The organism is Cellulomonas composti (assembly GCF_007990245.1).
GTDB lineage: Bacteria > Actinomycetota > Actinomycetes > Actinomycetales > Cellulomonadaceae > Cellulomonas > Cellulomonas composti.
Map to the genome: position 1 here is coordinate 35,314 of NZ_BJWG01000006.1, position 14,922 is coordinate 50,235.

General features: G+C 74.7%; 13 protein-coding genes. 7 read left to right on the forward strand and 6 right to left on the reverse strand.

Annotated features, from left to right (window positions below; translation table 11 throughout):
* Window positions 1-108 precede the first annotated feature (108 nt).
* Genes CCO02nite_RS07830 through CCO02nite_RS07845 form a run of 4 tightly spaced genes read left to right on the forward strand, consistent with a single transcriptional unit; the run spans window position 109 to window position 7,922 of the window.
* The gene (locus tag CCO02nite_RS07830) at window positions 109-3,381 is read left to right on the forward strand and encodes an FtsX-like permease family protein (protein ID WP_146842582.1); all 3,273 of its coding nucleotides are present in this window, start codon (window positions 109-111) and stop codon (window positions 3,379-3,381) included.
* The gene (locus CCO02nite_RS07835) at window positions 3,378-6,191 is read left to right on the forward strand and encodes an FtsX-like permease family protein (RefSeq protein WP_146842583.1); all 2,814 of its coding nucleotides are present in this window, start codon (window positions 3,378-3,380) and stop codon (window positions 6,189-6,191) included. Before CCO02nite_RS07830 ends, CCO02nite_RS07835 begins: the two co-directional genes overlap by 4 nt.
* 52 nt (window positions 6,192-6,243) lie before the next feature.
* Window positions 6,244-7,230, forward strand: coding sequence for an ABC transporter ATP-binding protein (locus CCO02nite_RS07840; protein ID WP_146842584.1), 987 nt, complete (start codon window positions 6,244-6,246; stop codon window positions 7,228-7,230).
* Window positions 7,227-7,922 carry an ABC transporter ATP-binding protein gene (locus tag CCO02nite_RS07845; RefSeq protein ID WP_146842585.1) on the forward strand — a complete coding sequence of 232 codons (696 nt, stop codon included), beginning with the start codon at window positions 7,227-7,229 and terminating at the stop codon, window positions 7,920-7,922. The genes CCO02nite_RS07840 and CCO02nite_RS07845 overlap by 4 nt, the downstream gene beginning before the upstream one ends.
* 6 nt (window positions 7,923-7,928) lie before the next feature.
* Here the strand turns inward: CCO02nite_RS07845 and CCO02nite_RS07850 are convergent, their stop codons facing one another.
* From CCO02nite_RS07850 to CCO02nite_RS07860, 3 genes are all read right to left on the reverse strand, one after another.
* Window positions 7,929-8,204 carry a TM2 domain-containing protein gene (locus tag CCO02nite_RS07850; protein WP_146842586.1) on the reverse strand — a complete coding sequence of 92 codons (276 nt, stop codon included), beginning with the start codon at window positions 8,202-8,204 and terminating at the stop codon, window positions 7,929-7,931.
* A gap of 102 nt (window positions 8,205-8,306) precedes the next feature.
* Window positions 8,307-9,686 (reverse strand): RNA 5'-3' helicase PhoH2, encoded by a 1,380-nt coding sequence (gene phoH2 / locus CCO02nite_RS07855; RefSeq protein WP_146842719.1) that lies wholly within the window; start codon window positions 9,684-9,686, stop codon window positions 8,307-8,309.
* A gap of 353 nt (window positions 9,687-10,039) precedes the next feature.
* Window positions 10,040-10,801, reverse strand: a complete 762-nt coding sequence (locus CCO02nite_RS07860; protein WP_146842587.1) for an isoprenyl transferase — start codon at window positions 10,799-10,801, stop codon at window positions 10,040-10,042.
* Between the two features lie 173 nt (window positions 10,802-10,974).
* Between CCO02nite_RS07860 and trhA the strand changes: the two genes are divergently transcribed.
* Window positions 10,975-11,658, forward strand: a complete 684-nt coding sequence (gene trhA / locus CCO02nite_RS07865; protein WP_146842588.1) for a PAQR family membrane homeostasis protein TrhA — start codon at window positions 10,975-10,977, stop codon at window positions 11,656-11,658.
* 12 nt (window positions 11,659-11,670) lie between these two features.
* On the opposite strand, the gene CCO02nite_RS07870 is transcribed toward trhA, so the two are convergent.
* Genes CCO02nite_RS07870 through mca form a run of 3 tightly spaced genes read right to left on the reverse strand, consistent with a single transcriptional unit; the run spans window position 11,671 to window position 13,645 of the window.
* The gene (locus CCO02nite_RS07870) at window positions 11,671-12,516 is read right to left on the reverse strand and encodes a carbon-nitrogen hydrolase family protein (protein ID WP_146842589.1); all 846 of its coding nucleotides are present in this window, start codon (window positions 12,514-12,516) and stop codon (window positions 11,671-11,673) included.
* Window positions 12,513-12,809, reverse strand: a complete 297-nt coding sequence (locus CCO02nite_RS07875) for a hypothetical protein (RefSeq protein WP_146842590.1) — start codon at window positions 12,807-12,809, stop codon at window positions 12,513-12,515. The genes CCO02nite_RS07870 and CCO02nite_RS07875 overlap by 4 nt, the downstream gene beginning before the upstream one ends.
* On the reverse strand, window positions 12,806-13,645 hold the full coding sequence (gene mca, locus CCO02nite_RS07880; RefSeq protein ID WP_146842720.1) for a mycothiol conjugate amidase Mca: 840 nt from the start codon (window positions 13,643-13,645) through the stop codon (window positions 12,806-12,808). The genes CCO02nite_RS07875 and mca overlap by 4 nt, the downstream gene beginning before the upstream one ends.
* A 98-nt stretch (window positions 13,646-13,743) precedes the next feature.
* On the opposite strand from mca, the gene CCO02nite_RS07885 reads away from it, so the two are divergent.
* Both CCO02nite_RS07885 and greA read left to right on the forward strand, forming a co-directional pair.
* Complete coding sequence (locus CCO02nite_RS07885) at window positions 13,744-14,145, forward strand: DUF4307 domain-containing protein (protein ID WP_146842591.1); 402 nt, start codon at window positions 13,744-13,746, stop codon at window positions 14,143-14,145.
* 212 nt (window positions 14,146-14,357) lie between these two features.
* Window positions 14,358-14,843, forward strand: coding sequence for a transcription elongation factor GreA (greA, locus tag CCO02nite_RS07890; RefSeq protein ID WP_186812620.1), 486 nt, complete (start codon window positions 14,358-14,360; stop codon window positions 14,841-14,843).
* Window positions 14,844-14,922 lie beyond the last annotated feature (79 nt).

A 14,922-nucleotide genomic window follows, 5' to 3' on the forward strand; every position in this document is an offset into this window, starting at 1 on the left:
GTGATCGTTTCGAGATGTGGAATCGCTCCCACAAACCCAGGAGGCGCTCCTACGATCGTCCGACCAGTCCGGAGACCCGGACCGTCGACGGCGACGAGGAGGGCCCGGGTGAGCTGGAACGCGCGGCTCCTGCTGCACCGCGCCCGCGCCCAGCAGACGCTGCTGGCGACGGTCCTCGCGGTCGCACTCGTCGCGACGACCCTGCTCGGCGCGTTCACGCTCCTCGTCGTGACGAGCCAGGAGCGGCTCCTCGGCGTCGCGCTCGATCGCACGGCGCCCGACGAACGCGAGATCGACGCGGTCCTGCGTCCGGTGAACACCGCCAACGGCCCCTCGCTCGTCGAGCACGGCGAGCAGTTCCTCGACGAGGTGCTCGACGGCATCCCGGCGACCCGCGAGCGCTGGCTCGCCTCCGCCATGTACGCGGCGCAGGACACCTCCGACCGGCAGGCGCCGTACGTCTACCTCGCGTCCCAGCCGGCCGTGCGCGACGACGCCACGCTGGTCGGCGGCGACTTCCCGACGACGGGCGTCGACGACGCGGGACGCATCCCCGTCGCCGTGCCGCAGGTCGCGGCGGACGCGTACGACTGGGCCGTGGGCGACGAGGTCGCCGTGCTCGACAGCTCGAACCGCACGCCACGCACGTTCGTCGTGACCGGGACCTTCCGGCTCGACGACCCCGGACCCGAGTGGGACCGCGACGTGCTGGAAGGCGCCCTGCACGAGCCCGACTACCCCGTGCTCGGCTCGGCCGGGATGCTGACGACGCAGGCCTGGGGCCCGTTCGTGGTCGCCGACGACACCGTGTTCACGGACGGCACGTCGAGCCTGGGCCTCGCCCACCTGCTCGCGCACCCCGACCTCGCCGACCAGGACGCGGCCGCGCTCGACGGCCTGCGCGCACGCGCGAACGACGGCAAGCAGCGGCTCGCGGCGCTGACGGCGGACGACTTCGCGACGACCTATGTCTCCACCGCGCTCCACCGGACGATCGACGGCGCGGTGCGCAGCCTGCGCATCACACAGGTGGTCATCACGGTCGTCGCGCTCCTGCTCGTCGTGCTCGCGGTCACGGTGCTGCTGCTCGCCGCCCGGCTGCTCGCGGAGCGACGCGCGGCCGAGCAGAGCCTGATGTCCTCGCGCGGCGCGTCCGGCCGCCAGCTCCTGCGGCTCGCCACGCTCGAGGCGTTCGCGGTCGCGCTGGTCGCGGCGACGCTCGCACCGTGGCTCGCCGTCGGCCTCTACCGGCTCGTGACCCGGTACGGCCCGCTGCGCGCCGGCGGCCTGCACGTCGATCCCGGGCTCCCGGTACCGCTGTGGGTCGTGTGCGCGCTCTCGGCGTTCGGGCTCGCGGCCGTGCTGCTCGCGCCGCTGCTGCGCCGACGCACGTCGGACGCCGAACAGGGGCTCGTACGGCAGGACCGGCGAGGGGCACTCGCGCGCACGGGGGCCGACCTCGCGCTCGTCGTGCTCGCGGGGATCGCGCTGTGGCAGCTCGCGTCCTACCGCACCCCCGTCGGGGACAGCGCCTCGGTCGACCCCGTGCTCGTGCTCGCGCCCGCGCTCGTGCTGCTCGCGGGCGCGGTGCTCGCGCTGCGGCTCCTGCCGGTCGTCACCGGCGTCGGAGAACGGCTCGCCACGCGCAGCCGTTCGCTCGTCGCGCCGCTGGCCGCGTGGGAGCTCGGACGGCGTCCCGCGCGCGCCACGGCGTCCGTGCTGCTGGTCACGCTCGCCGTGGGCGCCGGGACGTTCTCGCTGTCCTTCCTCACCACGTGGCGCGTCTCGCAGCACGACCAGGCCGACCTCGCGACGGGCGCCGACGCGCGCGTCGTGGCGACCGTGTCCCCGCTCGAGGCGGCGCAGCGGATCGCCGCGGTCCCCGGCATCGAGACCGTCACCCCGGTGACGTTCCAGGACGTCACGATCGGCGTGCCGAGCGGTGCGCGCGACGAGACCAGGGGCGGGACCACGGCGACGCTGCTGGCCGTCGCCGCGACCGACGTCCTGCGCGGCCGCGTCCCCGGAAGCTGGGAGGACCTCACGCGCAGCCTGCGACCGACCTCGCCCGCGGGCGGGGTGGCGCTGCCCGGTGCGCCCCGCGCGCTCGTGGTCGACCTGGGCTCCACGACGAGCGCGCCCGTGGCCGGCACCGTCACGACGTCCCTCGTCGTGCAGGACGAGTCAGGCGCCCGCACGACGATCGCGCTGCCGACCACGGACCTGGGCGCCACCAGCACCGACGTGGTCGTACCGCTGCCCGCGGCGGTGGCCGGTCTGCGGCTCGTCGCCGTCAGCGCGCGGGTCGTCCCGGACCCGACCGCCGACGCGCCCGTCGGCGACGTCACGGTCGCGGTCACGGTCGGGAACCCGCGCGTCGCCGCGGGTCCTGCGCCGGTCGACGAGCAGGTCCTCACGCTCGACGACCTCGACGACGTCCGGTCCGTCGCACTCGGCTCCGACGAGTGGCTCGCGGCCGGCGACGCGACGCGCAACGTCACGGACGACGCGATCCGTCTCTCGGGCGACGTCTCCGGCGGGATGTTCTACGGCCTCCCCCTGACGTTCGCCGCCGCGACGTTCGCCGCGCCCGGCGAGGACGACGAACCGCTCGTGAGCGCGCTCGTCACCCCGGACCTGCTCACGACGCTCAGCGCGGACATCGGCGACCGGCTCCGCGTCGTCGTCGACGGCAGCCCGCTCGACGTCGTCGTCACCGGCACGGTGCCGTACCTGCCCGGCGTGCCCACGGGCGCCGGGATGCTCACCGACGCGGACCTGCTCGGCCGACAGGCCATCACCTCGGGCGAGAGCCTGCCGCCGGTCGACGAGTGGTGGCTCGTCGTCCCCGACGATCGACAGGGCGAGGTCGCGAGCGCGCTCGAGGGCGTCGGCACGACGCTGACCCGGATGGATGCCCGCACCCAGGCCACCGACGGCCCGTTGCGGGTCGGTGTGCAGGCCGCGCTCTGGATCGTCGTCGCGGCGGCACTGGCCCTCGCGGTCGCGGGGCTCGGCATGGGCGCGACCGTCTCCGTGCGGATGCGCCGCCTCGAGCTCGCGCGGCTGCAGGCGCTCGGCGCGGCGCGGGCCGGGCTCGTGCGTTCGGTGCTGGTCGAGCACGCGATCGTCGCGGTCATCGGGCTGGCGGTCGGCATCGCGCTCGGCGCGCTGCTGGGCCGCGTCGTCGCGCCGCTCGTCACGCTCTCCCCCACCGGGTCCACGCCGGTGCCCGGGGTCGTCGTGCACGAGGGCTGGTCCGCGCAGGTCGCGCTCGTCGGCGCGCTCGTCGTCGGCGGCGCGCTCGTCGTCGGGATCACGACGAACCTGCTGCTCAAGCGCGCGTCGGGTGAGCTGCTGCGACTGGGGGACGAGCGATGACCGCGCCGCGCGAGACCGCCGCCCCGCCGCGCCCGGGCTCCTCGACCGGGGTCGCGACCCGGGCCGCGACCGCCGGGGCGCTGCTCGTCGCGCGCCGCCGCGCCCGTGCGGACGCCGGCCTGCTCGCGCTGGGCGCGACGGTCCTGGCCGTGAGCGTCGCGTTGTCGGTCGTCATCCCGCGCACCGTCGCCCGCACGGCCGACGACGCGGTGCAGCAGGGCGTCGCGGCGATCGGGACGTCGGCGGACCTCGTCGCGCGGATCGGGACGAACACCGCGCCGGGCTTCGAGTCGTCCGACGTCGGCTCGCGCAACCCGAACGACGCCGCCGAGCTGCGGCGCACCGTGAGCAAGGTGCACGACGCACTGCCCCCCGAGCTCGCGGCGGTCGTCGGGCCCGGCACGGCCACGGTCGCGACGAACGTCGTCAACGCGATCGCCGGGACCACGCCGATCGCGACGCGGCTCGTGTACGTCGGCGTGCCCGACGAGGGCCGGCAGGACGGGCTCGTCGAGTGGGTCGACGGACGCGCACCCGACGCGGCGGACCTCGAGCCCGACGACCCGGCGTCCGAGGGCGTCGCGCCGCGCCAGATCGAGGTCGGCATGCAGGCCGACGCCGCCGAGCTGCTCGGCGTCCAGGTCGGCGACGAGGTGCGCGGCCGCCTCACGACCCGCAACAGGGTGGACGTCGTGGTCACCGGCCTGTACACCGTGGCCGACGAGCACGACGTCGCCTGGGTCGGCCTCGAGGACCTCGTCGGACCGCAGCCCGCCGCGGACCCGACGCAGCAGGAAGGCCGTGCGGCGCTGCTGGTCACGCCGCGCTCCCTTCCCGACGTGAACCTCAACGCGACCGACTCGACGCTCCTGACACAGGTGCGCTACCCGACCGACCCCGACGCGATCGACACGTCGAACCGCGCCGCGGTGCGCGCGGCGATCACGCGCGTGCAGGCGGACCCGACGACGCTGCGCCAGTCCGACGGGCGCCACGTGACGGTGACGACGGCGCTCGGCACCGCGCTCGACGAGATCGGCGGGCGGCTCGCGGCGGCCCGCGCGCAGCAGTCGGTCGTCGTGCTCGGCATCGCGGGGGTCGCCGCGCTCGTCCTGGTGCTCGCCGCGCGGCTGCTCGTGACGCGGCGCGAGACGTACCTGCTCGCCGAACGCGCGCGGGGGGCCTCGCTCGCGTCGGTCGCGGTCCGCGCGCTCGTCGAGTCGGTCCCGCTGGCGCTGCTCGCAGGCGGGCTCGGGCTGCTGGCCGCGGGGCTCGTCCTGCCCGGACCGACCCTGTGGTCGGTCGCGGCGGGACTTGTCGCCGTCGCCGCGGCGGCGCCCGCCGTGGTCGCGGTGCTCGCGGTGCGCCGCGCCTGGTCGGGTCGGCGGCAGCCCGCCAACCGGTCGGACCGCGCGCGGGTCGCGAGCCGGCGTCGCGCCCGCCGCTGGGTCGCCGAGCTCGCGCTGATCGCGCTGGCTGTCGCGGCCGTCGTGTCCGTGCGGCGGCGCGGGCTGCTCACGACCGGCAGCGGCGGCGTCGACCCGCTGCTGGCGGCGGCGCCCCTGCTCGTCGCGGCGGCCGCGACGATCGTCGTCGTGCACGCCCTGCCGCCGCTGCTGCGCGCCGCCGCGAACGCCGCGGGCCGGACGCGCGGCGTGGTCCCGCTCGTCGCGACCGCTCGCGCGAGCACGGTCGCCGGGACGGTCGTACCGCTCATGGCGCTCACGACGGCCGTCGGCCTGCTCGTGTTCTCCGGCACCACGACCGTCACGGTCCAGGCCGGCCAGGCGACCGCGGCCCTCGAGCGGATCGGTGCGGACGTGCGCGTCGAGGGTGAGCTCACCGAGCAGGACGTCACCGCGCTGCGCGCCGCGGACGGCGTGACGTCGGTCGCCGCGCTCGCGGTGCTGGGCTCGCGCAGCCTCGGCAGCAGCACGGGCGTCACCGTGGACGTGGTCCTCGCGGACGCCGACGAGCTCGCGACGATCGGCGCCACGCACGACCACCCGATCCCCGGGCTGACCGACCTGGTGGCCACGGACGGGACCGTCCCCGCCCTGGTCAGCGCGTCGGTCGAACCGACGACGCGGCTCGTGCGGCCGACGTTGCGCGCCGCGGACGGGCGGCTCGAGCTGTCCGTCGTCGGCCTCCTCGGGGCCGAGCCGTACGTCACGACGACCGGCCCGGCGGCCACGGGGCGCCTGCTCGTCGACCGCGCGACGTTCGACGCGGCGCAGGGCACCTCGACGGCGCCCTCGACGATCCTCGTCGACGGTCCCGGCGCCTCCGCGGCCGTCGTGGCGCTGGCCCTGACCGAACGGCCGGACGTGACCGTGACGACGCGTGCCGACTGGCTGCGTGACTGGTCCTCCACCCCGCTCAACGACGGCCTGGTCACGCTGCTGCGGGCCACGGCCGCGATCCTCGCCGCGTACGCGGCGCTCGCACTCGTGCTGCTCGTCGTCGCGACGTCCGGCGACCGCGGCCGCACGCTGTCCGCGCTGCGCACGCTCGGGCTCGACGGCCGCACCGCGCGCGCCCTGACGTTCGCCGAGGTCGCTCCGCTCGCGGGCGCCGCGCTCGTCGCCGGGACGGTGATCGGTGTCGGGATCCCGTGGCTCCTGTCGGGTGCGCTCGGGCTCGACGTCGCGACCGGTGGCCTGCGTCCGCCGGCGACGAGCGTCGGCTGGTGGCCGCTGGTCGCGGCGGTCGCGGCGGTCGTCGTCGCGCTCGTCGTGGCGGTGCTCGTCGAGTCCGCGGTGCGCCGTCGGGACCGGCTGGGCGAGGTCCTGCGGGTGGGCGAACGATGAACGGTCGCGCGGTACGACGAGGCAGACGGCACGGTCCGACGAGGGAGGCGGCATGACGACGACGCTCGGCGCGCTCGAGGAGCGGGCCCGCACGCGCAACGGCGAGTTCGGTGAGGACGCGCTGATCGTGTGCGACTCGCTCGTGCGCATCTACCAGTCCGAGGGCATCGAGGTGCAGGCGCTGCAGGGCCTGGACCTGCTCGTCGAGCGCGGCGAGCTGGTCGCGATCGTCGGGGCCTCGGGGTCCGGCAAGTCGACGCTCCTGTCGGTGCTGTCCGGCCTCGACGCACCGACCGCAGGCCGCGTGCGCGTCGGGCCGTGGGACCTCATGGCGATGTCGCCGCGGCAGCGCGTCGACTACCGGCGCCGGATGGTCGGCTTCGTCTGGCAGCAGACCGCGCGCAACCTCGTGCCGTACCTGACGTCGGCGGAGAACGTGACGCTGCCGCTCGCGCTCGCGGGCGTCGGGCGCGCCGAGCGGACCCGGCGCGCCAAGGACCTGCTCGACGTGCTCGGCGTCGGCTACTGCGCCGACCGTCGGCCCGGCGCGATGTCCGGTGGTGAGCAGCAGCGCGTGGCGATCGCGGTCGGGCTCGCCAACGAGCCGCAGGTGCTGTTCGCCGACGAGCCGACGGGTGAGCTCGACACCGCGACCTCGCACGACGTGCTCGAAGGCCTGCGCACCGCCAACCGCGAGCTCGGCACCACGGTCGTGGTCGTCACGCACGACTCGGGCGTCTCCGAGCACGTGCAGCGCACCGTCGCGATCCGCGACGGCCGCACGTCCTCGGAGGTCGTGCGGCGCACGCACACCCGCGAGGACGGTTCCGAGCACGTCGTCGCCGAGGAGTTCGCGGTGCTCGACCGCGCGGGGCGGGTCCAGCTGCCGCGCGAGTACCGCGACGCGCTCGCGCTCGTCGGACGCGTGCGGCTCGCGCTCGAGGAGTCGCACGTGTCCGTGTGGCCGTCCGGCCGTCCGGAGCCCGCCCCGGACCCCGGACCTGACACGAAGCACGGTCGACACCGGGAGCAGCCATGAGCACCACCGTCGGAACCCGCGCGGCCGTCCTCGTCGAGGGCGTCACCCGCACCTACGGCTCGGGCGCGACCGCGGTGCACGCCGTGCGCGACGTCTCGTTCTCGATCGCGCCGGGCGAGCTCGTCGCGCTCGTCGGACGCTCCGGGTCCGGCAAGACGACCCTGCTGAACTGCATCGGCGGGCTCGACCGGCCCGACACGGGACGCGTGCTGGTCGACGGCCGCGAGGTCTCCTCGCTCGACGAGGCCGGTCTGGTCGAGCTGCGGCGCGACGTCGTCTCGTTCGTCTTCCAGACGTTCGGCCTGGTACCGGTGCTCTCGGCGGCGGAGAACGTCGGCGTCCCGCTGCGGCTGCGACGCGTACCCGCCGCGGACCGCGAGGCGCGGGTGCAGCTCCTGCTCGACCTCGTCGGGCTCGGCGACCACACGCAGCAGCGCCCGGGCGAGATGTCCGGCGGGCAGCAGCAGCGGGTCGCGATCGCACGCGCGCTCGCGAACTCGCCGCGTCTGCTCGTCGCCGACGAGCCGACCGGTCAGCTCGACACCGAGACCGGTACGGCCGTCATGGCGCTGCTGCGCGCGGTCGTGGAGGCCGAGGGCATGACCGCGATCGTCTCGACGCACGACCCGCTGATGGTCGCGCTGGCCGACCGCGTGCTGCACCTCGCCGACGGACGCCTCGTCGAGGCGTGAGCCGGCTCAGGTCCACTGCTTGAGCGGCAGGCCTTCCTTGTCCTTGAAGGAGCCCACGGCCAGCATGATCAGGTCGATCAGCGTCCAGACGCCGAGGCCGCCGAGCGTGAAGATCATGGCGATCGCGGTGCCGATCTTGCCCACGTAGAAGCGGTGCGCGCCGAGCGTGCCGAGGAAGAAGCACAGCAGGAAGGCCGGCAGGATCGTCCGGGAGCTCACGTCGTTGCCGTGCCACGGCTGCGCCTGCGGGACCGACTGCGGGACCGGGTCGGGATACGTCATCGTCATCCTCCAGAGGTGGGCGCCCGGACCGGACGGCCCGACGACACGCGCCGACAGTAGTGGTGCGAGGCGGCGCGTGTCGTCGGTCCGAGCGGGTGAGTCTCAGGCCTCGATACCCTCGAGCAGCTCGGTGACCAGCGCGGCGACCGGCGAGCGCTCCGAACGGGTGAGCGTCACGTGCGCGAACAGCGGGTGGCCCTTGAGCGCCTCGATCACCGCCGCGACGCCGTCGTGCCTGCCGACCCGCAGGTTGTCGCGCTGCGCGACGTCGTGCGTGAGCACCACGCGCGACGACTGGCCGATCCGGGACAGGACCGTGAGCAGGACGTTGCGCTCGAGCGACTGCGCCTCGTCGACGATCACGAACGCGTCGTGCAGCGACCGGCCGCGGATGTGCGTGAGCGGCAGGACCTCGAGCAGGTCGCGGTCCATGATCTCCTCGACGACCTCGCGGCTGACGAGCGCGCCGAGCGTGTCGAACACCGCCTGCGCCCAGGGGTTCATCTTCTCGGCCTCGGAACCCGGCAGGTAGCCGAGCTCCTGCCCGCCGACGGCGTACAGCGGCCGGAACACCATGACCTTGCGGTGCTGACGACGCTCGAGCACCGCCTCGAGCCCCGCGCACAGCGCGAGCGCGGACTTGCCGGTCCCGGCCCGCCCGCCCAGCGACACGATCCCGATCTCCTCGTCGAGGAGCAGGTCGATCGCGATGCGCTGCTCGGCGCTGCGGCCGTGCAGGCCGAACACGTCCTGGTCGCCGCGCACCAGCCGGACGTGCTTGTCGGCCGTGACCCGGCCGAGCGCCGAGCCGCGCGGGCTGTGCAGCACCAGGCCCGTGTGGCACGGCAGGTCGCTCGGGTTGCGGCTGGGACCGCCCGCGAGGTCCGACGACGACGGCATGACGTCGGCGAGCGGGACCGACTCGTGCTCCCAGAGCTGGCCCATCTGGTTCTCGGCGAGGTCGAGCGCGTCCATCCCGGTCCAGCCGGACTCGACCGCGAGCTCGTGGCGGTACTCCTCGGCGCGCAGCCCGACCGCCGACGCCTTGACCCGCATCGGCAGGTCCTTGCTCACGACCGTGACGTCCTGGCCCTCGGCCGACAGGTTCGCCGCGACGGCCAGGATGCGCGTGTCGTTGTCGCCGAGCCGGAAGCCCGCGGGCAGCACGTCCGGTTCGGTGTGGTTGAGCTCGACGCGCAGCGTGCCGCCGATCTCGTTGAGCGGGATCGGCGCGTCGAGCCGGCCGTGCTGGATGCGCAGGTCGTCGAGCATCCGCAGCGCGGACCGGGCGAAGTAGCCCAGCTCGGCGTGGTGGCGCTTGGCCTCCAGCTCGGTGACGACGACCACCGGGAGCACGACGTCGTGCTCGGCGAACCGGTAGATCGCGCGGGGGTCGGAGAGCAGGACCGACGTGTCGAGCACGTGCGTGCGGCGGCCGTCCTCAGGTTCGAGCGGGCCCGTTCCCGACGACCCCGACGACATCCCCGACGACGGTGCGGTGCCCTGCTGCTGAGCGCTCCTGACCACGGCGTGCTCCCTCCGGCGCTGGTGTCGCGCCGCTAGAGGCGCCTCGCGCCGGCGCCCCGCGCGAGCGGGACCACGTGCCGGCGATCGGCGACGGGTCGAGGTCGGCCGGGCCCTGACGAGCAGGGCCGGGACCGGCCCTCCTCCCGGAGCGGATGCTCCATGGGCTGGCCTCCCGGGGACGGCGGGGTGCCGTCCTCACCCGGACGCTAACCCCGCGCCAGGGTGTGACGTGCGCAACACGGTCGGCGTGCCGCACGACTAAACGCAAAGTTCACCTGAGCGCCCCGATCTCGTCGTCGGGGGGTCGCTCAGCGGCCGAGGCGACGCTCGCGCGCGGCGTACGCACGCACGGCGCGCAGGAAGTCGACCCGGCGGAAGTCCGGCCAGTACGCCTCGCAGAAGTAGAACTCCGAGTGCGCCGACTGCCACAGCAGGAACCCGCCGAGCCGCTGCTCGCCCGACGTGCGGATGACCAGGTCCGGGTCGGGCTGGCCCTTGGTGTACAGGTGCGCGGCGATGTGCTCGACGTCGAACGACTCCGCCAGCTCGTCGAGGCTGATGCCCTTCTCGGCGCCGTGACGCAGGTAGGAGCGCACGGCGTCGGCGATCTCGCGCCGCCCGCCATAGCCGACCGCGACGTTGACGTGCAGCCCGGCGACGTCGCGCGTGGCCTCCTGCGCGTCGCGCAGCGCCTGCGCGGTGCGCTCCGGCAGGAGCTCGAGCGAGCCCATCGCCTGCAGCCGCCAGCGCCGGGTCGCCGCGAGCGCGCGCACGGCGTCCTCGATGATGCCGAGCAGGTCCGCCAGCTCCGCGGGCGGCCGGTTGAGGTTGTCGGTCGAGAGCATCCAGAGGGTGACGACCTCGACGCCGACGTCCTCGCTCCACCCGAGCAGCTCGGCGATCTTGTCGGCCCCCGCCTGGTGGCCGGTCGCCGCGGACTTGCCCGACGAGCGCGCCCACCGCCGGTTGCCGTCGAGGATGACCCCCACGTGCCGCGGGACCCGATCGGGGGGCAGCGAGGCGGCCAGGCGCCGCTCGTACAACCCGTACAGCGGGTGGGGCAGGCGCACGCGCGCTCCTTCGGGACACGGACGAGGGCGGCTCCACCGTACCGTCGCGCGACGCGTGCGAGGCGCGCGGGACACGGCTTGCCGCCGCGACCGGCGGCGTTCGACATCCAACCTACGCTCGCGTAACCTACGCTTTCGTAGGTTGCCGCGTCCGACGAGAGCGAGTCCCCCGCATGAGTGCCGCGTCGAGCGCACCAGGCGCCATCGAGAAGGCCGCCGACGCGGTCAAGCCGCACCTGCGCGGGTGGATCCACGCCGGGGTCGCGCCGTTCGTGCTGGTCGCGTCGATCGTGCTCGTCGTGCTGTCCCCGACGCCGGCCGCGAAGTGGTCGACCGCGATCTTCGGCGTCACCGCGGTCATGCTGTTCGGCACGAGCGCGGTCTACCACCGCGGGCACTGGTCGCCGCGCGTCGCGGCCGTCCTGCGCCGGCTCGACCACACCAACATCTTCCTCATCATCGCGGGCACCTACACGCCGCTCGCGGTGCTGCTGCTGCCCACCGAGACGGCCCGCAACCTCCTGATCGTGGTGTGGTCCGGCGCCATCGTCGGACTGCTCGCGCGCATCTTCTGGCTCGGGGCGCCGCGCTGGGTCTACGTGCCGATCTACGTCGCGCTCGGCTGGGTCGCGCTCGCGTTCCTGCCGCAGTTCTGGCGCTCGGGCGGGCCGGCGATCGTCTGGCTCGTCGCCGCCGGCGGGCTCGCGTACACGCTCGGCGCGGTGGTCTACGGCACCAAGTGGCCGAACCCGAGCCCCCGCTGGTTCGGCTTCCACGAGATCTTCCACGTGCTCACCGTCGTCGGCTACACGTGCCACTACATCGCCGTCTCGATCGCGAGCTACTCGCTGCGCTAGGGACTCCGCCCCTCAGGACCGGGGGGCGACCGTGTAGCGGCGGTTGACGAGGGACGGGTTCGCCGCGCGGACCGCGTCCAGGTCGTCCGGGTCGAGGTCGACCGTGCGGATCGCGGGTCGTTCGTCCATCTCGAGCCCGACGACACCGTCCGGCCCGACGACGAGCGAACGACCGATCACACCCTTGCCCGCCATGCCGACGCCGAGCACGACCGCCGTGTTCTCGATCGCGCGGGCCACGGCGAGCGCGCGCCAGTGCATCGCCTTGAGCTCGCCGTCGGCCCAGGCCGCCGGTACGACGATCACCTGCGCCTCCGCGTCGACGAGGCGGCGTGCGGACTCGGGGAACCGCAGGTCGTAGCAGGTGATCACGCCGAACCGCACACCGGCGACGGTCAGCACGAGCGGCGGGGCGTCGGGCGGCCCGGCCTGCAGGCGGTCGGACTCGCGGGTACCGAACGCGTCGTACAGGTGCACCTTGCGGTACGTCCCGACGAGCGTGCCCGTGCCGTCCACGGCGACGACGGCGTTCACCGCGCGGTCATCCGCCGCGCCCGGCTCGGCGTCCGCCGGGATCGTCGTACCGGCCAGCACCGCGACGCCCGTGCGCGCCGCGCGCTCGCGCAGCAGCCCGACGAACGGCCCGCCCAACGGCTCGGCGTGCTCGCGGCCGACACCGCGCGGGTCGAAGCCCGAGGCGTACTCCGGCAGCACCAGCAGGTCGGCGCGGACCCGGTGCGCGGCCTCGAACGCGTCGGCCACGGCGGTCCGGTTGGCGCCGTGGTCGTCGGACGCCGCGACCTGCGCGATCGTCACACGGACCGCGGGTCGCGTGGGCGGCGCGGGCCGGTCGTTCAACGGTCCCCCGTCGGCGCGGGGCCTGCGTCAGGGCCCTCGTCGGGCTCGGTCGGCTCGTCCTGCACCACGGCGTCCGACGCGACCAGCGCGGCCGCCGCGGCGTCGTCGGCCTCCTGCTGGCGCGCGCGCCGGTCGACGCGACGCAGCTGGCGGGTCAGCGACAGGAACAGGAACACGGCGGCGATCGCGAGCGCGAACGTGAAGACGAAGCCGAGGAAGCCGGGCGAGCCACCGCCGGCGGGCACGCTCGTCGTGCCCGGCGAGGGCGTGACCGCGAGCAGCAGGCCGATCACCGCACACCCGCGAACAGGTCGTCCTCGGGCAGGGTCGTCGGGACGCGCGACTCCGCGAGCTCGAACTCCTCGGTGGGCCACTGCGCCGCCTCGACGCTGCGCGGGATCGCGAAGAAGAACCCGTCGGGGTCGATCTGCGTCGCGTGCGCGCGCAGCGCGTCGTCGCGCGCGGGGAAGTACTGCTCGCAGCGGATGGTCGTCGTGACCTGCCGCTCGGGGATCTCGCGCGCGACGCGCGACTCGATCCAGTCGCCGAACGGCGACTCCCGGCCCGCCTCGACGAGCGCCTCGTGCAGCGCCCGCAGGCGCGCGAGCGAGAAGCCGTGGTTGTAGTAGAGCTTGAGCGGCGTCCAGGGCTCGCCCAGACCCGGGTAGCGCTGCGGGTCGCCGGCTGCCGCGAACGCCTCGACCGAGACCCGGTGGCACATCACGTGGTCGGGGTGCGGGTAGCCGCCGCTCGGGTCGTACGTCGTGATCACGTGCGGGCGGAACGCGCGCACGGCCTCGACGAGCGGCGCGGTCGCCTCCTCGAGCGGGACGAGCGCGAAGCAGCCGTCGGGCAGCGGCGGCAGCGGGTCGCCCTCCGGCAGACCCGAGTCGACGAACCCGAGCCACTGCTGCCGGACGCCGAGCGCGGCGGCCGCGGCGGCCATCTCGGCGCGCCGGATCTCGCCCATGTGCTCCGGGTCGAGCGGACCGTACTGCGGGTTGAGCACGTCGCCGCGCTCTCCACCCGTGCACGTCACGACGAGCACCTCGACGCCCTCGGCCACGTAGCGGGCGGTGGTCGCGGCACCCTTGCTCGACTCGTCGTCGGGGTGCGCGTGCACCGCCATGAGGCGCAACGGCTCGTCGGTCGCGTGGTTCTGCTGCTCGGGCACGCGACAATGATCGCCTAACCGAGCCTCGCCGACGAAACGACCAGGAGCCTGCCGTGACCACCGCCACCCCGCCCGCGGCCACCCCGCCGGCCGGACGCTACGGGCCCGAGCGCTCCCGCCGGTCGCCCGCGCTGATCGCGGCGATCGCGGTGGCGGTCGTCGTCGGACTCGTCGTGGTGACGTGGCTCGCGATCGGCGCGGCGCGCGACCCGGTGCAGTGGAAGGACGTCGGGTTCGTCGTGCACGACGCGGGTTCGGTCGAGGTGACGTTCGAGGTCACCAAGGCGAGCGACGCGACCGCGACGTGCCGCGTGCAGGCGCTCTCGCAGTCCTACGCCGAGGTCGGCGTGGTGGACGTCGAGGTCGGTCCCGGCGCACGCTCGCAGCGCGTCACGACCACGGTCCCGACCGCCGAGCTGGCGGTCACCGGAACCGTCGAGTCCTGCACCGTCTGACCGCTCGGCGACCGCTCGCGGCCACCCGAACGGGGCCGACGGGCGTGCTGTTGCTATCCTGGGCGTTTCGCACGCCGCCCCGGCCGTCGCCTGACGCCCGGACCCGACGGTCGACGCGACCGGAACGGAACGGCGACACCCCCGTCCTGACATCCTCCGTGGCATGCCGCCACGACCTGGTGCGGGACCACCTGAGCATGGAAGGAGCGATCGTGACCGACACGACTGCGGGCACCTGGCTGACGCAGGAGGCCTACGACCGCCTCAGCGCGGAACTCGAGGACCTCAAGGGCTCCCGACGCGACGAGATCACGCGCCGCATCGCCGCCGCGCGTGACGAGGGCGACCTCAAGGAGAACGGCGGCTACCACGCCGCCCGCGAGGAGCAGGCCAAGAACGAGGCCCGCGTCCGCGAGCTCGAGGCCAAGCTGCGCAACGTGCAGATCGGCACCCCGGCCGACGACGGCGTGGTCGAGCCCGGCATGCTCGTGACCGCGCTCATCGCGGGCGACGAGGAGCAGTTCCTGTTCGGCTCGCGCGAGATGGCCGGCACCACCGACCTGTCGGTGTTCTCCCCCACGTCTCCGCTGGGTGCCGCGATCAACGGCCGCTCGGTCGGCGACACGACGAGCTACACCGCTCCCAACGGGCGCGAGATCGAGGCCAAGATCCTCGCCGCGACCCCCTACGCGGGCTGAGACCGGCGAACGCCCGGACCGGCTGCGGTCCGGGCGTCCGGCGTGCCCGTCGACGGGCGGGAAGCGCAGGCGGTGAGCC